Source organism: Paenibacillus sp. J22R232 (genome assembly GCF_056269165.1).
In genome coordinates, this window is the sequence record NZ_JBWDNK010000004.1 from 386795 (window position 1) to 405715 (window position 18921).

General features: G+C 45.9%; 28 protein-coding genes. All 28 read left to right on the forward strand.

Annotation, left to right across the window (positions count from 1 at the left end):
• Nucleotides 1-56 precede the first annotated feature (56 nt).
• Nucleotides 57-416: a hypothetical protein gene (locus tag AC0YN3_RS15545; protein ID WP_475775933.1), complete on the forward strand. Its 360-nt coding sequence runs from the start codon at nucleotides 57-59 to the stop codon at nucleotides 414-416.
• Nucleotides 400-591 carry a hypothetical protein gene (locus tag AC0YN3_RS15550; protein WP_475775934.1) on the forward strand — a complete coding sequence of 64 codons (192 nt, stop codon included), beginning with the start codon at nucleotides 400-402 and terminating at the stop codon, nucleotides 589-591. The genes AC0YN3_RS15545 and AC0YN3_RS15550 overlap by 17 nt, the downstream gene beginning before the upstream one ends.
• A gap of 137 nt (nucleotides 592-728) precedes the next feature.
• Complete coding sequence (locus tag AC0YN3_RS15555) at nucleotides 729-1049, forward strand: hypothetical protein (RefSeq protein WP_475775935.1); 321 nt, start codon at nucleotides 729-731, stop codon at nucleotides 1047-1049.
• A gap of 15 nt (nucleotides 1050-1064) precedes the next feature.
• Entirely contained in the window at nucleotides 1065-2018 is a 954-nt protein-coding gene (locus AC0YN3_RS15560; RefSeq protein ID WP_475775936.1) for a DnaD domain-containing protein, read from the forward strand.
• Between the two features lie 4 nt (nucleotides 2019-2022).
• Nucleotides 2023-2289 (forward strand): hypothetical protein, encoded by a 267-nt coding sequence (locus tag AC0YN3_RS15565; protein ID WP_475775937.1) that lies wholly within the window; start codon nucleotides 2023-2025, stop codon nucleotides 2287-2289.
• Nucleotides 2290-2311: 22 nt separating this feature from the next.
• Nucleotides 2312-3403 carry a DNA polymerase III subunit beta gene (dnaN, locus tag AC0YN3_RS15570; RefSeq protein ID WP_475775938.1) on the forward strand — a complete coding sequence of 364 codons (1092 nt, stop codon included), beginning with the start codon at nucleotides 2312-2314 and terminating at the stop codon, nucleotides 3401-3403.
• A gap of 109 nt (nucleotides 3404-3512) precedes the next feature.
• Nucleotides 3513-4724 carry a DNA cytosine methyltransferase gene (locus tag AC0YN3_RS15575; RefSeq protein WP_475775939.1) on the forward strand — a complete coding sequence of 404 codons (1212 nt, stop codon included), beginning with the start codon at nucleotides 3513-3515 and terminating at the stop codon, nucleotides 4722-4724.
• A 32-nt stretch (nucleotides 4725-4756) separates the two neighbouring features.
• Nucleotides 4757-5134 carry a hypothetical protein gene (locus tag AC0YN3_RS15580; RefSeq protein ID WP_475775940.1) on the forward strand — a complete coding sequence of 126 codons (378 nt, stop codon included), beginning with the start codon at nucleotides 4757-4759 and terminating at the stop codon, nucleotides 5132-5134.
• 41 nt (nucleotides 5135-5175) lie between these two features.
• Nucleotides 5176-5589, forward strand: a complete 414-nt coding sequence (locus tag AC0YN3_RS15585; RefSeq protein WP_475775941.1) for a YopX family protein — start codon at nucleotides 5176-5178, stop codon at nucleotides 5587-5589.
• 28 nt (nucleotides 5590-5617) lie between these two features.
• Entirely contained in the window at nucleotides 5618-6241 is a 624-nt protein-coding gene (locus tag AC0YN3_RS15590) for a hypothetical protein (RefSeq protein WP_475775942.1), read from the forward strand.
• 26 nt (nucleotides 6242-6267) lie between these two features.
• Nucleotides 6268-6486, forward strand: coding sequence for a hypothetical protein (locus AC0YN3_RS15595; RefSeq protein WP_475775943.1), 219 nt, complete (start codon nucleotides 6268-6270; stop codon nucleotides 6484-6486).
• An 88-nt stretch (nucleotides 6487-6574) separates the two neighbouring features.
• The gene (locus AC0YN3_RS15600) at nucleotides 6575-6970 is read left to right on the forward strand and encodes a hypothetical protein (RefSeq protein WP_475775944.1); all 396 of its coding nucleotides are present in this window, start codon (nucleotides 6575-6577) and stop codon (nucleotides 6968-6970) included.
• 831 nt (nucleotides 6971-7801) lie between these two features.
• Entirely contained in the window at nucleotides 7802-7981 is a 180-nt protein-coding gene (locus AC0YN3_RS15605) for a hypothetical protein (RefSeq protein ID WP_475775945.1), read from the forward strand.
• Nucleotides 7982-8044: 63 nt separating this feature from the next.
• On the forward strand, nucleotides 8045-8602 hold the full coding sequence (locus AC0YN3_RS15610; RefSeq protein WP_475775946.1) for a tyrosine-type recombinase/integrase: 558 nt from the start codon (nucleotides 8045-8047) through the stop codon (nucleotides 8600-8602).
• Nucleotides 8603-8893: 291 nt separating this feature from the next.
• Nucleotides 8894-9697 carry a phage terminase small subunit gene (terS, locus tag AC0YN3_RS15615; RefSeq protein WP_475775947.1) on the forward strand — a complete coding sequence of 268 codons (804 nt, stop codon included), beginning with the start codon at nucleotides 8894-8896 and terminating at the stop codon, nucleotides 9695-9697.
• Nucleotides 9660-11084, forward strand: coding sequence for a DEAD/DEAH box helicase family protein (locus AC0YN3_RS15620; RefSeq protein ID WP_475775948.1), 1425 nt, complete (start codon nucleotides 9660-9662; stop codon nucleotides 11082-11084). Before terS ends, AC0YN3_RS15620 begins: the two co-directional genes overlap by 38 nt.
• A 15-nt stretch (nucleotides 11085-11099) precedes the next feature.
• The gene (locus tag AC0YN3_RS15625) at nucleotides 11100-12437 is read left to right on the forward strand and encodes a phage portal protein (RefSeq protein ID WP_475775949.1); all 1338 of its coding nucleotides are present in this window, start codon (nucleotides 11100-11102) and stop codon (nucleotides 12435-12437) included.
• A 46-nt stretch (nucleotides 12438-12483) separates the two neighbouring features.
• Nucleotides 12484-13527: a 3-oxoacyl-ACP reductase gene (locus AC0YN3_RS15630; protein WP_475775950.1), complete on the forward strand. Its 1044-nt coding sequence runs from the start codon at nucleotides 12484-12486 to the stop codon at nucleotides 13525-13527.
• A 1-nt stretch (nucleotide 13528) separates the two neighbouring features.
• Nucleotides 13529-14530: a hypothetical protein gene (locus AC0YN3_RS15635; RefSeq protein WP_475775951.1), complete on the forward strand. Its 1002-nt coding sequence runs from the start codon at nucleotides 13529-13531 to the stop codon at nucleotides 14528-14530.
• A gap of 66 nt (nucleotides 14531-14596) precedes the next feature.
• Nucleotides 14597-15010, forward strand: coding sequence for a hypothetical protein (locus AC0YN3_RS15640; protein ID WP_475775952.1), 414 nt, complete (start codon nucleotides 14597-14599; stop codon nucleotides 15008-15010).
• Nucleotides 15007-15573, forward strand: a complete 567-nt coding sequence (locus tag AC0YN3_RS15645) for a hypothetical protein (protein ID WP_475775953.1) — start codon at nucleotides 15007-15009, stop codon at nucleotides 15571-15573. The genes AC0YN3_RS15640 and AC0YN3_RS15645 overlap by 4 nt, the downstream gene beginning before the upstream one ends.
• Nucleotides 15574-15583: 10 nt before the next feature.
• Complete coding sequence (locus tag AC0YN3_RS15650) at nucleotides 15584-16147, forward strand: hypothetical protein (RefSeq protein WP_475775954.1); 564 nt, start codon at nucleotides 15584-15586, stop codon at nucleotides 16145-16147.
• A complete protein-coding gene (locus AC0YN3_RS15655; RefSeq protein WP_475775955.1) occupies nucleotides 16144-16725 on the forward strand; it encodes a hypothetical protein in 582 nt (193 codons plus the stop codon). The genes AC0YN3_RS15650 and AC0YN3_RS15655 overlap by 4 nt, the downstream gene beginning before the upstream one ends.
• A 4-nt stretch (nucleotides 16726-16729) precedes the next feature.
• Nucleotides 16730-17161, forward strand: coding sequence for a hypothetical protein (locus tag AC0YN3_RS15660; protein ID WP_475775956.1), 432 nt, complete (start codon nucleotides 16730-16732; stop codon nucleotides 17159-17161).
• 9 nt (nucleotides 17162-17170) lie between these two features.
• Nucleotides 17171-17359 (forward strand): hypothetical protein, encoded by a 189-nt coding sequence (locus AC0YN3_RS15665; RefSeq protein ID WP_475775957.1) that lies wholly within the window; start codon nucleotides 17171-17173, stop codon nucleotides 17357-17359.
• Nucleotides 17360-17400: 41 nt separating this feature from the next.
• Entirely contained in the window at nucleotides 17401-18186 is a 786-nt protein-coding gene (locus AC0YN3_RS15670) for a hypothetical protein (protein ID WP_475775958.1), read from the forward strand.
• A 57-nt stretch (nucleotides 18187-18243) separates the two neighbouring features.
• Nucleotides 18244-18579, forward strand: a complete 336-nt coding sequence (locus tag AC0YN3_RS15675) for a hypothetical protein (RefSeq protein WP_475775959.1) — start codon at nucleotides 18244-18246, stop codon at nucleotides 18577-18579.
• Nucleotides 18530-18853, forward strand: a complete 324-nt coding sequence (locus AC0YN3_RS15680; protein WP_475775960.1) for a hypothetical protein — start codon at nucleotides 18530-18532, stop codon at nucleotides 18851-18853. Before AC0YN3_RS15675 ends, AC0YN3_RS15680 begins: the two co-directional genes overlap by 50 nt.
• The last annotated feature ends 68 nt before the right edge of the window (nucleotides 18854-18921 follow it).

The following is an 18921-nucleotide window of genomic DNA, read 5'->3' on the forward strand; positions in this document are numbered from 1 at the left end:
AATAATAAGTTACCGCCATTATAGCACATATTCGGTGGTTGGCAAGGAAGGTACATATGAATCTATCGCTGCAATTTAATCCAGCACCAAAGCCGGGCAAACAAGTCCGTAGTAAGCCGACACAGCGGCAGCTTGGCGAAATTAATAGTAAGGCAGACAAAGCGCTGAGAGATCGCTCTGGAGGCATTTGTGAAGTCCGAAAGTACTGCCTTGGTGCAAAGGCTACTGAACGTGCACACACCATTGGACGGCGGATTATTGCACATAAAACAACAGTCAATGACCTATTTCACGTTTGTTTGAATTGCCACATTTGGTTAGATCAGCAGCCGGAAGGTATTCACTTCAAGAAGATGGTTCGAGAATACGGAACGACAGTGTTTTTGAGGAGGTATGGGCATGCTGAAGCGCCTTGAAGCCGTTCTCGGTCGTCACTTAGAACCGGAAGAGAAGAAGCATATCGAGTGGTTAGAAGGCTTGGATTACGATACATGGATCGCAGCTGAGGGTTTGTTCATTGCTATGTTTCGCGCTGGGCAACTTGATGTAATGCGAGCAGTCGAAGGATTATTTGTTGAGAAGAAACGATAAAGGCAATTTGCCTCTATCGTCGGGTGTCCTGAGCGTCAGCATGGGACCTCCGACGATGCAGAGCAAGTAGGCGTCATTGCTCTTTGACAACTTCATAAATCTATTAATCAATGAATCCAGAGAAAGCGAGGTGTAAGGTGCAGGTAGATTTACTTTCAGACCCATTTCCTGAGCAAAAGTTTGATAGCCATCGTTGGCAGAAGCTCTTTGCTCTCATTGTCACACACGTTAAAGATCGTGAGTTGGCTTGTACGCTGCTTAAACGTATGTGGAGCATTCGTTCCATCGGGACGGTATTACGCCGCGATATGCACGGCTTAAAACTAGTACCGCTGCTTGATCCTGAGGGAGCTTGGCCGGATATGGCGTTTTGGGATGATATCAAGCAAGAGTATTTATTGCCGTATGCAGCCGAGATTAAACACCTCATCGGACTAGTGGCGGAGCAAACGGAATAGAAAGGAGGGTGTGCTTTGGCTTGGATAGAAAGTCACCAGGAATTAGCGAGGCATCCGAAAACGAAACGTTTATCTCGGAAATTAGGTGTAACGGTTCCAACGGTTGTTGGCCACTTACATATGTTATGGTGGTGGGCTGTTGATTACGCGCAGGATGGTAATATTTCTGATTACGATCCCGAAGACATAGCGGAAGCGATAGACTGGCCGACAGATAAAGCGGACAATCTCCTGCAAGCCCTTGTTGACGCGGGCTTTGTAGACAAAGTGGAACGTTGTGTAACCATTCATGATTGGTTTGACTATGCCGGACGGCTAGTGGACAACCGTGAGAAGAACAAGGAAAGGAAGCGGAAGTCACGCGAGAATATAAAGAAAGGTAAAGAGAGTCACGCCAATGTCACAAGTGACGTAAGCGTGACTCTTGGTGACGGGTCAAACGGTCACGGGGCTACAGTACCTGACCTTACCTTACCTAACCAGACCCAACAGAACCATACCAACACCATACAAAAACAGGGAGAGAAACCGCCTGCTGGTAGTATTGATCCTAATTATAATCCCTTTCGTCTTTTTGAAACAGAAGGATTTGGGACAATCAGTTCTGTAACCGCTGATAAAATCAATTATTTCATAGACGACTACGGTGAACGCTGGGTATGTGAAGCTATGAAAACAGCGGTCGTTGCTGGAAAACGAAACTTGACCTATGTGAATGGGATTCTAAAACGCTTTAAGGCTGAAGGTGTTGACGAGCCCTGGAATGCTGAGCGAAAGCCCAGTTCTATTCAATCACCATCTCGTTCAGGCAAACCGAAGATTAACATCGTTGCAGAAGATCAAGGTAAAACGGATATGGCGGAAGACGAACTTCGAGAATTACACGATTTAGCAAGGAAAATGGATGGTAAGCAGCCTTTGACGGATGCTGAATTCCAAGACATTCTTCGTGATAGAGGAAAGGAATGATTCGATGACAAGACCCAAGGCCGAGCGGAAAGTTATCGTTTGTGACGAATTTGATTTTGCTTGGCACAAAGAACAAACGAAAGTCATTGTCCAACTACACAGAGAAGGCAAGACGATTCAGCGGATCGCCAACCGTTTCAGGCGCCCGAAAGAAGAAATCCTCATTGCCCTCATTGGTTTATTAGAGCAATCCGAACTAGCAGCAATGCTAGGGAGCCACTGGGATGCAAGGCAAGGCGACAAACCAAAAGCATTTGAATGCATAGATTAAGCAGCTCAGAAAGGAGACGACAATGAAATTTGTGATACACCGGAATGTTTTGCTGGCCCCTTTGTCTCAAGCTGCTGAAGCTGCAGACGGAAAAAGTCAATTGTCACTCATTAACGGGGTGTACATTGAAGCTTCCGAGAATGGATTGCGGCTTGTTGGAACGGATACAAAATTAACAATTGAGAGTGTTGTTCCAACCTCCGATGTGGAGATTTTGCAACCTGGTCATATTGTGTTAGTAGCGAAATCAGTAGTCGAAATCATTAAGAAAATGCCCGATGCCATGATGCGCTTCGAGGTAATTGGCTCAAAAGTCCGATTCATATCAGGTAAATCTAAGCTCGAAATGTCGGGTACGGACGTACTAGACAGCCCTTACCCAGTTATCCCCGAAGGTAATGCAATTACGTTGGACTGGGAAACGTTTAAAAAGATGCTGTCACAATGCTCCTATGCCATTTCAAAAAGTGAAATGGAGCCTATCTTGATGGGGATCAGAACGGAGACGCGAAACGGTAGGTTGCTGCTTACAGGATGCGACCGCACACGACTAGCAATCATTTCCGAACCGGTTGATTTTGAAATTCCACAATCCGTAATAATATCCGGTTTCCATCTTCGGAAAATCAGAAATTTGTTTAGCAACGGCAGCGTCAAACTCATAATCACCAACAATAAAGCAATCTTCCATACGGACAAGATTGCAGCGTATATCCAGATCCTTGACGGGAAGTATCCTCCTGTTGATCGTCTAATCGAACCGGATGATGCAACCAAAATTATGATTCCTACGCAGGCATTAATCGATTCCATCGAGCGAGCCCGGATAACATCGGATTCAGACAAGATATTCGTGCGCATAACGAATCAAGAAATAAACATCTCAAGCCATAACGATTCTGGCGGAGCTGCCGACGAATCAATTCCTCTTGAGCAATTCAAAGGCGAGGAAATGACGATTGCAATTAATTCTGAGCACATTCTTGAAGCCTTAAAAGCTATAGGGGATGAGGAAACCACGATTCGTATCATTGGTGTCAAAAAGCCTTTAATCATATCTAATGGCGATGAGGAGTTTGGAGTACACGTCATCACCCAGTTATTAAGTAGGTAGGAGGGGTTAGTATGCAGGAAATGGTTTTTGAACAAATTATTCTCGAAATTGTTGATGGTTATCTTGTCGTTCCTAAGCCTGAGAAAGAACATGTCGAAGCTGGTGCACAATGATGGTGCCGTTGCGTAAGGCGAGTTTATTCAGCGGGATCGGAGGGATCGATCTAGCGGCGCACTGGGCTGGCATGGAGACAATTGTTTTCTGCGAGAAAGAAGCTTTCCCGCAGAAGGTGCTCAATGCAAGGTTTCCGGGTATTCCAGTCATTGAAGACGTTCACGATTTCACAAAAGAAAGGTTGATGACAGATGGCATCATCTCAGAAAGACATTCAATTGACATTATTTCCGCCGGATATCCTTGCCAGCCTTTCTCCCATGCCGGGAAGCGAAAAGGCAAGAAAGATGACCGCCACCTCTGGCCAGAGGTTAAGCGAGTACTGGAAGAGATCCGACCCCGTTGGTTTATTGGTGAAAATGTGTCTGGACACATCAGTATGGGGCTCGACGATGTTCTTGCTGACTTGGAAGGAATCGGCTACACCGCATGGCCGATTGTTTTTCCGGCTTCGGCGGTTAAAGCGCAAAACAACAGGGAGCGAGTCTTTATTGTGGGCTACTCCTCAATCAAGGGATTGGAAAGGAAGCAGCGGCAGGAGTCTAAAGGGGTTGGAAATGGATCTCCCGACTATGGCTCGAATGTGGCCGACACCGACTGCAACGGAAACAGCAGCTTTAAAACGAATGGAATTAACGGAGAATGGCAGACGGAAAGCGAAAAACGGCAGTTCACACAGCATAGACCTAGCAACGTCAGTCAAAATGTGGCCGACGCCGAGAGCGAACGATGCGGAAAAACGTGGAGAGATAAACGCGGAAGATTTACGAAACGGCCTTTCGGGAGCGGTGAAGATGTGGCCGACACCGAATTCGTCGGACAACAGGAACAGAGGGAATCTATCAAATCCTGTAATTCAAAAAAGGATAAAGAAAGGAAAGCAAATGGAGTTATCGATGGTGGTATCAGACACAACAGGGCAGCTGAACCCATATTGGGTAGAGTGCCTAATGAATTTTCCAATTGGATGGACGGATGTGGACTAAATCCGTTAAACGCCTTAATCGAAATTGTAAATCAGTATCCCCAGCCTGCACCCATGGGGTTGGAGCAACACGATTGGGAGCCCCCAAGAGTCACAGAGAAAGTTCCAAACAGGGCTGATCGATTAAAGGCGATAGGCAATGCCGTAAACCCATTGCAAATATATCCAATTCTTTACGCCATAACAGTTATAGATGAGTGGCTAGCTACTCATACAACATAATGAATACGGAAGAACATGAGGAGGAATTTTCAATGACAGTAACGGTGAATGAAACGGTTAAATTATCAGCATTGCCAGCAGATACATTGGTCAGTTACGAGGATGCCCGGTACGTGCTGACAGCAGCTGAGTTGATTGAGAAGGTTACAGAGGGCGAATATGGCGAATGGCTAACCTGGTATGTTGCTACTGAGCAGGAGTGGAAGCCAGACGCTAAGTACATGCTGGAGCGCTACATTGAAGATGAATATAACAACGGGATGTATGAGGACTGGGATGAAAGAGCAAATGATTGCTTGAAGAAGGAGCATTACGATCGGATTCAGGCAGTGCTCGACGAAGCATTCCAAGGCGATCACGCCACGAAATATTGGGTGCTGGATGGACCTACCGTCGAAATTGATTGCTAACGGACAGCTTTGAATATTCAAGAACATGAGGAGGGAAAAGTTTGAGAGAGATTAAATTTCGCGGTAAACACGTCGATAGCGGCGAGTGGATATACGGTAATTTGATAGGCAACGATCGCATTGTAGGCAGCATCATTGATTGGGATGATAACTACTTTTGCACAGATTTCTGGTATGTGGTTGATCCTGAGACTGTAGGTCAATACACCGGCCTTAAGGATATAAACGGTGTTGAGATTTACGAGGGAGATAATGTAAAAGTAAAGATTCAAGGCGGATATAGTCAACACTTCTCGGATATCGAGCGCATTAAAGTGGTTGAGTACAATGAACAAAAAGCCTGCTGGAAACCATTTGATGTGTGTCATATGTGGAAGGATGAGGATGGCACACCTAAGGCGATTGAAGTTATCGGCAACATGCACGAACATCCTGAATTAATTAATATCGGCTGAATATTGAAGATCATGGGAGGGTTTTGGAATGAAACTTTATGCTGTGGACTACCCTGCAAGCATGTGGGGCGATCATCCGGCGTATTCGGAACTAAAGATGGCAAAATCGGCAGGAGCAGCTAAATATGATGGATGGCTGCAAGCGAGTGACTGCTGGGATATTTCATTCATTGATTTCTGCAAACAAGTGAGGGCTCGTAAGGTTAGCGATCCTACACCTAGTAAGAATCAAGAACCATTCTGGCATCCAGAACGAATTGAACTTGTGAACCAGTTGATTCATGAAATTGGCAGCCGCGGCCGTCAATTCTTGTATTCGAAAAGGCATGACAGGTACGCAGCATTCCATTGGGCAAACGGACAGCTTTGGTATACAGACGATTACAGCGGCATTCCAATGTTCATGGAAGCAGGAAAGGAAGGTAAGACGAGAGATCAGCACCACGCTTTCTCTCACGGAGGGACGCTATGGGAGCTGGTGCAGGACTTTAGGGATTATATTTTCGGAGATGATGACTCGAACCACAATAACGGGTACGGCGGTTTGTACAGCCCACATTGGGGATATCCACGGGAAGACATGGATGCTATCAGGGAAGTTGCTTCAAATCTTGGATATTTAAAACAGCCAACAATCAAGAGCGTAGGTTGAATATTGAGGAACTTGGAGGGAAATACATGACTTTTTCTAGTAGGCGTCCACAGAAAGGGCAACTCGTAGAATTATCAGATTATATTGGCCGCATGAGTGAATCAAAGAATGGGCCTTACAAAGGAAAGATTACAGAAATTAAGTCTAAAATGGTTAATTGTCGTCCAGCTAACGTATATCGTGTTTTACTAGACAATGGAACTGAAGTTGAAGCCAAGTATAGCATGATAAGTAAAACAATATAAAAAAGCCTCCGGCCTGTGTTGGGGAACGCGCGCCGGAGGACTTCTACAAGAACTCATCTTCCATTATAACATAAAGGGGATGAGGGGAATGTTGGCAATGGCAATGGACTGGTATGGTGAACAGATAGAGTTATTCCCGAAAGCAACTAAATCCGAGTTAAAGATTGCGAAGGCTGCCTTATCACGGTATCGCCGTATGAAATCGGTTGTCGAGGATTTCGAATTAAGAGGAATCGATTCGCTTGCTGAAAAGCAATTGGGTGTATACAATGCCTATAAAGCAAGCGTAGGTATCATCGATCGGGCAGTCAACCTAATTCAAGATGACGATGTTAAGCGGATGATAGACGTAAGATACATTAAAGGACAGCCGCATCATGTGACTGTAGCGCGCTTCGAAATATGGCATCGTTCCACTGTTGACCGCAAAATCAAAAAAGGTATTGAGTCGATAGCAAATACGCTCAAGCTTTGGGAAACATGAAAATATTGCGCGTAAATGGCGTCAAAACAGCGTCAAAAATAAGAGTGCTTACAGGGTACAGTTAGATTCATAGAGCAGAACATTGCTCGGGTGAATCCTACTGTACCCTTATCACTTGTAGGACTCGGTCACGCGGTGGGTAAGCGAAGATTTCCAACCTTAGGCGCTAGTCGCCAAGCGTGTGATGATGAGGTGGGGTTAAATGCCCTTAACAAGGTTGACTTGTCCCTTGTTCAGTTTGCCGGACCATTCCGACAATCTGACCAATCGATAATTTTAAGGAGTCGCAAATGCGGCTCCTTTTTCTATGCATAGGAGGCGATCCGGTTGAGGTTTACAAGACGATTACCCACAGTAAACGACAGCAAACAACAACCGGCTAAATGCCGCAGCTGTCCATGGGGCAGATTCGAGAGTTCAAAACAATTCTGCAGTAGAGTGAGGTGTGTGAAGAATGTACCAATGGATAGAGAAGTTTGCAAGAAGGCTCAAGCCATACATGGACGTCCTACCTCCTCGTAATCGGCAGGAACGCAGACACGGTAGACAATGGTGACAAGCGCATATAGCGCATCACATATAATACTCTCATCAGTATGTAGTTGATGACTACTCATGAGAGGAGCAGCCCTGCACTGTCAGGTAGCACCTGAAACTATGATGAGGAGGCACCTTCATCTTGGTAACACACTTTGCAGGGCAAACAAAAAGAGCCGCAGGGATGCTCTCCCATACGACTCTTTCGACCGATGCTTTCGGATTTGTTCCTATCATAGCATATATTGTCTGATATTGGAAGATGATGTATGATTATGGTGGGAGGTGATAGAAATGCCAAAAGATATACACGACCACACATCAGAAATTGTACAAGCAATCTTTAATGCAAGAGCTACAGTAATAGCACAAACAACCAACAAAACAGCTAACTATGAAAAGTATTTAAGTGATGAAGCTGTTGCTAAAACAATTCAAGAAGTATTTGATGCACTATATAATGCAAATAAATAATTTTATTAAGCACCCAAAAGGTGCTTTTTCTTTTGTTTATATTACAAATAATGAGGTGGTGGTATGAATGTCGTCCAGCCGATCCGCGATCAAGGAGTCATAGACGGCGTTAAGCGTTATTTATGGCTTAGAAGCATGCGTGATTACCTATATTTTTGTATGGGAATATACAGTGGTTTACGAGTATCCGATTTACTATTACTTCGTGCGGGAATGGTTAGAGGCACGCATGTTCAAATGACCGAAAAAAAGAATGCACATGATAAATTATTCATCATCCACCCATCAATCCGAAATGACTTGCATCATTTCATCAAGGATATGGCAGATGATGATTTTTTATTTCAGAGCCGCCAAGTAAAAAAGAAAGTCAGGCTCAGGAAACAACCTATTCATCGCAGCACGGCGTATCGAATGCTTAACAAAGCAGCTAGAGAATTTAGACTTAAGGACATCGGCTGCCATACCCTTAGAAAAACGTGGGGATATCAGTTGTATATCAAGGACCCGACGAAATTAGCGTTACTAATGAAGATGTATGGACATAGCGATCCGATGATCACTTTAGACTATATTGGTATGACGCAAGACATGATGGATGAGGCAATTTCGAGTTTATAGGTTTTTGAGTGCATCACAACTAGACCAGTTTTGCACTCATTTTCAGAAAGCGAGAAAAACCATTGACAGCACTAGAAAAACCATGTTTTAGCGAGTGCAACACAAGTATGATTATGATTCACTCTAGAACCAGTTATTAGGAGAAAAGAGGTGTTAATCATGTAGCGAGAGAGGCACGTCCTCACACAGTTCAGAACGCCTCCTCGGGCTCGCTGAGGCTGAAATAGGAATTCCAACTCAATTCAATATGCAACGCCTGTATAAACCGTTGGAGGTGGGTTAAATAAGCCAATGGCTAGAGAACAAAGTCCCGATCAAATCAGGGCATTCAAACTTTGGTGTGAGAGCGAACGAACGTTAAAGCCTGCTGCAATTGCTGCTGAGCTTGGCGTGAACGCTTCACTCGTTAGAAAGTGGAAAAGTTATTACAAATGGGAAGAACAGGACGACCCGAAGCCTAAACGCCGAGGAGCACCGAGCGGTAATAAAAACGCTAAGAATAATAAAGGTGGTCCTGGTGGCCCGTTTGGTAATAGCAAGGCTGTAACGCATGGCCTCTTTCGCAAGTTTCTGCCGGATGACGAAGAAACGAAGGAAATCTATGATATGACCGCTGAAATATCGCCGCTTGATATGCTTTGGGAGGGCATCCGCTTCCAGTTTACGAAGATTGTCAGCTCGTTAAAGGTGCAGCATGTGACTGGTAAGGATGAAATGATCAAAGAGCTCAAGAAGCAAAAGTTCGAAGTTCACAGCAAAGGGCGCGGCAAAGCGAAGGAACTTATTCCCGTTGTCATTGAGGAAGAGTTCGAGTTCCAATTCGCATGGGATCGCTCGGCAACTGCAATGACTTCACAATCTACTGCATGGGCGACTTTGGTCAAAATGATCAAGCAGTATGAAGACATGCTTCGTACAATGCCAGTTGAGGACGTACAAGAAGAGCACAGAGCTCGCGTCCAGAAGCTGAAGCTCGAAGTTGAGAAGCTGGCGAATAAAGACGATGGAGATAATGACTCCGATTTAATTAATGATTGGGTTGAGGCGGTGACTGGAGATGAAGGCACAGGACAAGATAAGGATGCAGGCGTTTAAGAAGCGCGTCCCGCAATATCGTCTTGATCCGATCCTTTATTGCAAAGAGATGCTAAGCTTCACGCCTGATGTATGGCAGGCTGCTGTATTAATGGATATAGCAGCAAATCGACTTGTATCTGTTCGTTCAGGGCAAGGGGTAGGAAAGACAGGACTTGAAGCTGTTGTAGCGCTATGGTTCTTAACGTGCTTCCCATTCCCGAAGGTCATTTGCACAGCACCAACACGCCAGCAGCTGCATGATGTGCTTTGGGCTGAGATAAGTAAGTGGCAGACCAAAAGCCCAATACTTAAGATCATCCTGAAATGGACGAAAACGAAGATCTACATGCGGAACTATGAGGAACGCTGGTTTGCTACAGCACGAACAGCAACGAAGCCGGAGAACATGCAAGGCTTTCACGAAGATTACATGCTGTTCATCGTAGACGAGGCGTCAGGCGTCGATGACCGCATTATGGCTGCCATATTCGGTACACTCTCAGGAGAGTACAATAAGCTTTTTATGTGCGGGAACCCAACTAAAACGAGTGGGTTCTTTTTTGATTCGCATAACAAGGATCGGGTAGATTACCGTACTCATAAAGTATCGTGCCTAGAAAGCCCTCGGACAAGTAAAGAAAACATCGCAATGCTCAAACGTAAGTACGGTGAGGGCAGTGACGTTTGGCGTGTTAGGGTTGAAGGTGAGTTTCCGCGAGGTGAGTCAGATACTTTCATCGCACTGGAAGCTGCCGAATTTGGCAAGAATGATGTACGCATGCAGCCTACAGGCAATAAGCTCTTCATTGGAGCGGACATTGCTCGTTTTGGAGATGATGAGAGCGGTATTTATGGCAGGCTAGGAGGTAAGGCGGTCCTAGAGCGTCATCATCATAAGCAGGACACAATGCAAACGACAGGCTGGATATTAAGGCTGATTGATGATGCGAAAGTGGAATATCCGCACATTAATGAGGTGGAGATTCGTATTGATGATAGTGGTATCGGTGGAGCGGTAACGGATCGGCTTCGAGAGATTAACGATGAGCGCAATCTAGGTTTTATCATCGTACCAGTGAACAACGGAGCGTCCGCTTCGGATGAACACTATGGAAATCTCGGTTCTCAAATGTGGGGCTGCATCAAGTCATTGCTGGAAGAAAACATGAGCAATTTCATTTTAGGTGTACCAGGCGTGCTTGAGCTGCCGAATGACGAAAAGCTCATTGCTCAGCTCTCCACGAGGAAATGGCACATGAACAGTAACGGCAAGATTTACCTAGAACGTAAAGCGGACATGAAAAAGCGTGGGCTTCAGTCTCCGGACAGAGCTGACGCTTTTGTTTTGGCCTTTGCAGATATCCAAACGGATGCAGGGTATTCATTCGGAACAGTAGATTACTAGAGGAGGTGAGATAATTTGGGTGTTAGACAATGGATGCTGTCATGGCTGGAAGCAGGCCGTACAAAGAATGAACCCGATCGCCAAACGGACGTGTATCCCTATCATTATGCTGGCAAGGGAAACAAGCAGTCGACGCCTAAGAGAACACCAGCTAACCTGCGTACGCTGAGTGAGTCGCCGATACCACGCCGCGCAATCAACGTCATCAAGTCAGGCATTACGAAGCTGAACTGGTCCGTATCAGCTATCGAAGAGAAGGATACAGAGAAGTACGCGGCTCTATGCAAGATCATTGAAGATACGCTGCTCAGGCCGAATCCAGCGGATAGCTTTCGCTCATGGTTAGAGCAAACGGTTGAAGATATGCTCGTTTGCAGCGCAGGCGCCACAGAAATATTGAAGGCGGGCAACACGCTACGACCGTTCCGCATGTATCCGGTGGACGCGTTCAGCGTGGAGCTGTATCCCGAATGGGACGGCAAGCCTGATTCCTATCGTTACGCCCAGCGTGCTAACGGCAAATATGTGCACCTAACTTCAGGAGAGATGATGTACGTCCGTATGAATCCGCGAACGAATACACCATTCGGATTAGCGCCGCTTGAAACGGTATGGGAATCAGTCAACAACTTCATCGATACGCATCGAGCAGCTGGACGGCAGACAAAGAATCCTTTTCTAAGGAAGATTTTAAACCTTGGGAGGAGCACGGATACAACGGCGGTATCTAAGTTCCGTACTTACTGGAGAGATGAAGTGGCCGGTCAGGGGCAGATTCCAATTGTCGGCGGCTTTGAAGGTACATCAACCATGGACCTTGGAGCAACGGACGATAAGGCGTTATACATCGAATGGCAGCGGTTTTTGATTGAGATAATAGCCATTGCTTTTGATATATCGCCTAAGAAGCTAGGACAGACGAAGGACGTCAACCGCAGCACAGCGGACAGCGAGGACGAAGATACTGAATCAACGGTGCAGTCAATTGCGGAGAACATCGTCGAGCATATCAATAATCAAATCATCGACGGTATATTCAAGATGGGCGGGAAGATTGAATTCAAATTTCATTACGCCACAAGCTTGAAGGATCAGAAGCTAAAGGCAGACATTGATGCAATCTATATTGATCGCAGAGTGCTCACAGCCGATGAGGTGCGAGACGGCCTAGCACGTAAGGCCTTGCCTAACCAGCATGGCGAGGTGTTATTACAGCCAAGCAACACAGCTATAATCGATATTAACAAAACGAGGGATGAAATCGATGAGGAAGCGGCAGCGAAGACAAAGACAAATCCAAAAGACCCTCCTGAGCTTGATGGCGATAACCGCAATAATGATGACGCCGCTTAAAGAGTAGGCGTTTTTATTTTGCCCTTGGAGGAGGTGAGTATAGAAAATGTTAGCTACATTGAAGCTCAGCAATGCAAGCATGCGTGTTCAAGATTTCAAAATGTCGGATGCCGGGACCCACCCAAACAAAGCGCCTTTTAAATGTGCATTGTTTAAGGTGGACGAACCATCAGACGGACCGCCAGGCGGTGCAGGCGGCAAGAAGATCCGCATTTCGTCACAGGTATGCGATAAGCACCTACAGACATTTATAGGTATGGCGCTCAATATCGATTACACAAATGGCATGGCCGACCACGATCCGAGGTTTAAAGTAGCAGTCATTGAAAAGGCATACCGTTCATTAGACGGATACGCATGGATTGACGGTTACATCTACGCAAAGGACTTTCCAGATGTTGTAGCGACGATCCGCTACTATAACGCACTTGCTGCTGAACATAACTGGAGTGAATATCAATTTGGTGCTTCGCTCGAAATGGAAGCATCCGTACAGGACGCTGAAGAAGGTGTTCTTGAAGTTATCGAGTTTTGCGGAACCGGCGCGGCGATCTTGTTTGCTGAAGCCGCTGCATATAAAACAACAAGCTTTGCGGCAAGGAACAACTCAAAGGAGGATGAATCAAAAATGAAACCAGAAGAACTTAAAGCGGCTATGCAAGAAGCCCTTGCGGGCGTTACCGCAAGCATAACAACATTATCAGCCAGTGTCCAAACCGTAGTAGCTGACGTAGGGGCGCTTAAAACGGATGTGGAAACCGTCAAATCTGCAAATGTATCTGCTTCCACAAAAACCAATGAGGACACACAAGCTGCTGTTTTGAAAGCGGCTCAGGACAAATTGATTGCTTTGGAGCAAGAAATGGCTTTTTTAAAGGCTGGTCACGTCAAGCCAGACGAGCCCGAACGCAAAACAATTTCTGCATCACAGCTTCTTTCCAAATATGGGGGCGGGAATTTTGCAGCTGGTGAAGAGCCGGACATTCATACGTTTTGTGCTGCAGTAGACAAGCTGAATCTATCATCTGCCGATTCTATCAAATTAAAAATGCAAGCTAGAGCAGAGCTCGGCACAAAGGAGAGTGTATAAGATGAGTAATGCAGTAGGTCAAGCGCATTCCATTGATGTATCAGCAGCGACACAGTTTCAAGGTCCTGGCGCTATCATTGTTGATGATTTTCAAAAGGAAATAACAGACGCACTTCGTAGAAACTCCGTTCTCGACGCACGTTTGAACTACGTCCCAGCAACGGGCGATATTTCAACGTACTACGAGCAAAATACAATAAACGGTGGAGCTTCTGTTGATCCTCGTAACCCAAGCGCTACACCTTCTAGCAACCCGCGTACAGCGCGCGGTGCTAAAGTTAAAGCAACGACTAACCAAGTCAACTTTGGTCATTACGATCTTATTATGGGGCAACAGCAAGCAAATTTTCCTGAGTTAAAGGCTAAAGACCTCAATGATATGTTAAACGGCATTGGTCTTCATCACGGCAGAATGCTATGGAGGGGAACGGATACGAATTTGGCAGCTCCCACAACGTTGCAATATGTGGGGCTATCCAAGCAAATCACGAATACGTTTATCGTCTCACTTGCTGCTTCCATTGTGTCAGCGATTTGCGCAAAAGTGGCTGCGATGGTTTCTAGTGAAACCTATGAACTAATGCCTACCGCAGTTTATATTCATCCTTTGGCGCATCATTACCTTGTGGAAGAAGAAAAACTCGCTGCATTTAATTCAACACATATTAGCAATCTCACGAAGACAACCATCGCCGGTCTTACCGTTCCAGCCGTACAAACAGCAGCTGGTGTTCTTCCGTTGATCCCTGAACCATTCATGCCATCGGCTGTAAACGCAACTCGTCCAGAAAACACAGATTACGGCGTAGCCATCGTTACAGAGCCAATGCTTGAATATCACTATGTAGGAGAGAAAGGAATGTATCTCTTCCAGCTTGGGACAACTGGAAACCTGCAAGAGCAGTATGTGGGTATCAAGTACGGCGCACCGGTTGCTAAAGGGCCAAGTTATGCACATGCATACGGAACGATTGAGCGTCCAACCATTGCTCCAATTGGTTAATTAAAGATTCGAACACTGAGGCGGTCATATGACCGCCTATTTCGTTTTAAGAGAGGAGGCGTACAAATGTCTACGAGCAAACTAAAGAAGCTGACAGCGGCAATTGAGGGCGCGAGAGCGTTGGTTGAAATTGTAGTAATTGGGAATGAACCCACAAACTACCCACAAGATGCTGTTGACAACTTCAATGCGGCCATTGAAGAAGCGGAAAAGGTAACTACCGAAGAGTCACCGGAAGGAAAATCTGTTGATGATGCGCAAATCATGCTTCAGATAGCAGAAGAAACCTTCCGATCTACGGAACTTCCGCTGCCAGAAGAAAAGAAAACGAAAACAGTGCAACTAATCGGGACAGATAGCCAGCGTACCGGGTCGCACTCTTTGCATCATGGGAAAATCATTATTAATTTTAAGGATGGCGCGGCAGAACTATCACTTGAATTAGCCGATAAGCTCATCGAGGACGGTTATGCCGAATGAGTCAGTATCTCACAACGGAGGATACGAACTATGTATCAGATGGTATTGAGCTAACAATCCCGTTGATTATCCGCGCGTCCGCACTTATTGATGGTTATTGCAAACGGGAAATCGGGGTTAAGGCTTATACCGAGCGAATTCCGCTCACATATGAGCAGCGAGGACACTTAACCTACAATCCGATCATAAATGTATTGACTGCAAGCGGGCGTGTTATGACGGGACTGATGGGAAACTTTTTTGGTGCGCCAGGCTTCGAGCCGATCGATGATTTGAGCGTCATTGATGTAGATAAACGTCTAGGCACCATTTGGTGTGGACTATCTCCCTTTGGAACGGCTTATGCTGAGCTAGAAATAGGATACACAAGCGGCTGGGAGGAAATCCCCGAAGCAGTTAAGGTAGCATGTGGGCTGCTCATCAATCAATTGGTTAGCAACTCGAATTCTAATGTGAAGACGAAGAAAGATTTCGATTTTAGCATAGAGTATTTCGGGAATAACATGGTGACGCCGGAGATTGCGGATTTATTGTCCGAATATACGCTCCGAACGTTCAGGTAGGTGGTCCAGCATGTTCAACGACTTCGCTCACCGGTACACACCTTGTACAATCAACGGTGCTGCCGAAAAGGTAGTCCTATCTCGTGAAACAAAGGCGACAACAGTGATGGGCAAAGAATACGTCTATAACGGTCTCTTTGCTCCATCATCAGCGGTGGAGCTCGGTGACCTTGTTCAGACGGATGTCAGTTTTATGGTTCTAACGATGAGGCGAATGATTGAGCAGGACAAATACTGTTCGCTGCTTAAAACGAATGCAACGATCGACATCCAGCGATATGGTCGCGAGTTTGATGGCAACCACAACCCAATCGGCAAGCCGTTGTTTAGCACCGTTCAAACTACGGAGTGCTTCGCACAATATGTGACGGCTGCCTTGAGACAGGACGAGCCGGGGCTGCTTGAAACAACAAAGTATGTACTTGTCATGCAAACGAGCGTGGATATTGAACGACCACAAAACAACACACCGGATAGGATATTGCTAGACGGTAGGCCCTATCGAGTGGACGTGGTTGACGGAACGAAATATCCGAATCTCTTACATGTCCAGCTGTCGGAGGATACACGATGATAAATGGCATCAGAGGTTACAATCACGCTGCAGCTGAGCGGGATTTGCGAAACGAGCTCTTGTCGGAGATCATCAAGCTTGCAGATCTAGTTACGGAGACAGCCAAAGGAAACATTCGCTATTATCCTGAAGTGCGTAATCATGTTAGGCAGCAGTTGGAAGTTCTTGCATCCGATATGTACAGCATGGAGATTACAGCCGATTACTGGCAAGCGTGGTTAGAGCAGTTTGGTAAGGGCTCGTTAATGGCGGGGCCATCACAAAACCCCGGACTTACAAAATATATGAATTCGGAGCTATGGAATGATTTGCGCTCTCGGTCAAGCAAGGCGGTTGCCGGTCGTGGTGAGGGGCGATACAAATCGATTGACGGCACGATGAAATTTTCCGAAGGCGGCATGGCGGGCGTTGATTTGGAGGAATTGGCGCAGCGTGGTGAGATTGATAAGAAGTTCGGCCCCACGCCGCCGACCTTCTTCTTGCGCATTGCATTGCAAGCAAACCGCCAGCGGATACTCCAAGGGTTACAACGCATCATGACTGACTTCCCTTATCATAAATACTTTATAACGAGGTGAGGATTTGAGCCAAAAGCTAATCGATGCAGTTGCAAACGTCTTGATACAAGACAGTTCATTCATGGAGCTGCTCGCATTAACGCCATCCTCTCCCGATGAGAGTATTGTGGAGCGGATTGTCAAAGGCGTTGAGCCAGAGAAGGTTCTGACAGGTGATAGCGTGCCGATGATACTCCTTTACATCATGCCGGGACGCTTCAGCAAGAATCATCTAGTCTATGAGGGTAAGTTCTGTTTAGATATATTTGCACCGAGCAGCGCGGACGCGCGGCAGATAGCAGAACGAGCTTTCGATTTATTCCATGATGAAAATGTAAGGCAACCGGCACTAAATACCTTTCGATGCACATTGGCTTATGATACGGACATGGCTACTGGCATTACAGGCGTAAAAGGATACAAAGCCATATACGATGTGGATTATATTCGAAATTGAGGTGAAGGGATGTCAAACACGAATCCAGATAGTGAAGAATCTTCTGAATTTGAGAAGCTTGTGAAAGAAAAAGTATTGCTGGCCACAAAGCTCGGCATTATGGGGCGGGACGCGGTACCAAAGAAAAATTACGAACAAACAAAAGAAAATCAGCGCATCAAAGAAATCGATGCACGTCTATGGGAACTTGTAAAATAATCTTACAGGTTCCTTTTTCTATTTGAAGGAGGACATTTATCATGGCTGAACCGTTAGTTTTTGATGGCGTAGGAAGAGTTTGGACGCGGGGCATGGACGGCTCGCTTAAATGGATTGACGAGAAAGTGAATAGCGTCATGTTTGCACCGCAATTTGCATGGACGAAAGTGTTCGGCGGGGAATCCGGCTTGCCGTTTCACCTCACGGCACAGGATTTGCAAGATACGCTTTCTATCGAAGTACCGCGCTATTCTCCGTTGATTGCGGAATTGTCACAAGGCGCTGAAACGGTCGAGGGTTCGGTGACGTTTGACGAAAATGAAGAAGGTATTCTAACTGCATCCGGTTACACGATCAAGGCACTCGCAAAGTTCGAAGGTACGTTCGTTGCGGAGAGCGATGAGGTGTACCTGAAGTCGCCTGAGGGAAAACTAACACTGCTAACTAGGGTTGCTGCCACACCAACAGCAACACAGTATGCGATTACTGCTGCTGGCGTCATCACCTCGGATACATCGAATCATAATAAAAACATCGTGGTCATCTATAAATGGAGCACGGCGCAAGGAACGAAAAGCAACTTCACAGGCACGCGTAAGCCTAAGCCATTCAAGTTCATTCATCGTTTCGAACTCATTAACGATCGCACTGGCCATCCGGTTCAATGCCAGCTTACGGTTTACAAGTGCATCGGCGGCGGTACGCTTAATGTTGGAGCAACACGAAAAACACCAACAACGAGCACCATTGCACTTGAGGTTCTGGAAGCAGAGATTACACCGGATAATCCGGAAGGGATCGCAGCTGAAATTATTTTCTCAAATTAACCAAACGAATCCCCTGCTGATTTCAGCGGGGGATATCTTGTTACAGGGGGCGTAATCATGCAAGAAGAAACAATTAACCAAACCTTAAATATCGGATCTGAAATCACATTAGCAGAAGGGCTAGTGAAGCACTGTAAAATCGGTACGATTGGGCTCATTCGTCAAGTTCGGCAAGCAATGAAAGGTGTAAGCTACCGTTTCTCGCAATCAATAGGCCGTGAGAAATGGGAATCTACCGATGGTACCAAAGATATTGATTGGCCCGCCGTCGAAGCTGCCTATCGCGAGATGTTCAGCCTAGTGCTTGTCGAAGGATTGACGGATGAGGAATACGAGCAAGTAAATGATGAGGGCATTAAGGAGTTGGAAGACCTCATGGAGCGATTTCTTTAAGGAGTCGTTCCCTCCAGACCCCGATGCGGAAGACGATCCGGATGAGGAAGAAGCGGAAAAAGATGAAACGGACTGGATGCAATTATGGGCTTTGTGCATAAGCAATGGCATATCGGATGCGGAATGGGTGAATATGACCATCCCGAAGATTCGCTCCTTAATGAAAGAAAAGGACCGAAAGAAAGAATTTGAAGTTATTTTGCATGGTGGCAAGATTGAAGGAAAGCCAAAGAAAGCAAAGTATCTTTCGGATTTAGGCATATTCAACAAATAAGCTAAGGGATGAGTTCCTTAGCTCGAATGAGCACGCTATCGTTTAGTGTGCTCATTCGAGCTAAACGG

Bases quoted from the DNA above. Each gene is read 5' to 3' on its own strand.
- AC0YN3_RS15545 (WP_475775933.1), top strand. From the start codon at position 57: ATGAATCTATCGCTGCAATTTAATCCAGCACCAAAGCCGGGCAAACAA.
- AC0YN3_RS15550 (WP_475775934.1), top strand. From the start codon at position 400: ATGCTGAAGCGCCTTGAAGCCGTTCTCGGTCGTCACTTAGAACCGGAA.
- AC0YN3_RS15565 (WP_475775937.1), top strand. From the start codon at position 2,023: ATGACAAGACCCAAGGCCGAGCGGAAAGTTATCGTTTGTGACGAATTT.
- dnaN (WP_475775938.1), top strand. From the start codon at position 2,312: ATGAAATTTGTGATACACCGGAATGTTTTGCTGGCCCCTTTGTCTCAA.
- AC0YN3_RS15575 (WP_475775939.1), top strand. From the start codon at position 3,513: ATGATGGTGCCGTTGCGTAAGGCGAGTTTATTCAGCGGGATCGGAGGG.
- AC0YN3_RS15580 (WP_475775940.1), top strand. From the start codon at position 4,757: ATGACAGTAACGGTGAATGAAACGGTTAAATTATCAGCATTGCCAGCA.
- AC0YN3_RS15590 (WP_475775942.1), top strand. From the start codon at position 5,618: ATGAAACTTTATGCTGTGGACTACCCTGCAAGCATGTGGGGCGATCAT.
- AC0YN3_RS15595 (WP_475775943.1), top strand. From the start codon at position 6,268: ATGACTTTTTCTAGTAGGCGTCCACAGAAAGGGCAACTCGTAGAATTA.
- AC0YN3_RS15600 (WP_475775944.1), top strand. From the start codon at position 6,575: ATGTTGGCAATGGCAATGGACTGGTATGGTGAACAGATAGAGTTATTC.
- AC0YN3_RS15605 (WP_475775945.1), top strand. From the start codon at position 7,802: ATGCCAAAAGATATACACGACCACACATCAGAAATTGTACAAGCAATC.
- AC0YN3_RS15610 (WP_475775946.1), top strand. From the start codon at position 8,045: ATGAATGTCGTCCAGCCGATCCGCGATCAAGGAGTCATAGACGGCGTT.
- terS (WP_475775947.1), top strand. From the start codon at position 8,894: ATGGCTAGAGAACAAAGTCCCGATCAAATCAGGGCATTCAAACTTTGG.
- AC0YN3_RS15620 (WP_475775948.1), top strand. From the start codon at position 9,660: ATGAAGGCACAGGACAAGATAAGGATGCAGGCGTTTAAGAAGCGCGTC.
- AC0YN3_RS15630 (WP_475775950.1), top strand. From the start codon at position 12,484: ATGTTAGCTACATTGAAGCTCAGCAATGCAAGCATGCGTGTTCAAGAT.
- AC0YN3_RS15635 (WP_475775951.1), top strand. From the start codon at position 13,529: ATGAGTAATGCAGTAGGTCAAGCGCATTCCATTGATGTATCAGCAGCG.
- AC0YN3_RS15640 (WP_475775952.1), top strand. From the start codon at position 14,597: ATGTCTACGAGCAAACTAAAGAAGCTGACAGCGGCAATTGAGGGCGCG.
- AC0YN3_RS15645 (WP_475775953.1), top strand. From the start codon at position 15,007: ATGAGTCAGTATCTCACAACGGAGGATACGAACTATGTATCAGATGGT.
- AC0YN3_RS15650 (WP_475775954.1), top strand. From the start codon at position 15,584: ATGTTCAACGACTTCGCTCACCGGTACACACCTTGTACAATCAACGGT.
- AC0YN3_RS15655 (WP_475775955.1), top strand. From the start codon at position 16,144: ATGATAAATGGCATCAGAGGTTACAATCACGCTGCAGCTGAGCGGGAT.
- AC0YN3_RS15665 (WP_475775957.1), top strand. From the start codon at position 17,171: ATGTCAAACACGAATCCAGATAGTGAAGAATCTTCTGAATTTGAGAAG.
- AC0YN3_RS15670 (WP_475775958.1), top strand. From the start codon at position 17,401: ATGGCTGAACCGTTAGTTTTTGATGGCGTAGGAAGAGTTTGGACGCGG.
- AC0YN3_RS15675 (WP_475775959.1), top strand. From the start codon at position 18,244: ATGCAAGAAGAAACAATTAACCAAACCTTAAATATCGGATCTGAAATC.
- AC0YN3_RS15680 (WP_475775960.1), top strand. From the start codon at position 18,530: ATGATGAGGGCATTAAGGAGTTGGAAGACCTCATGGAGCGATTTCTTT.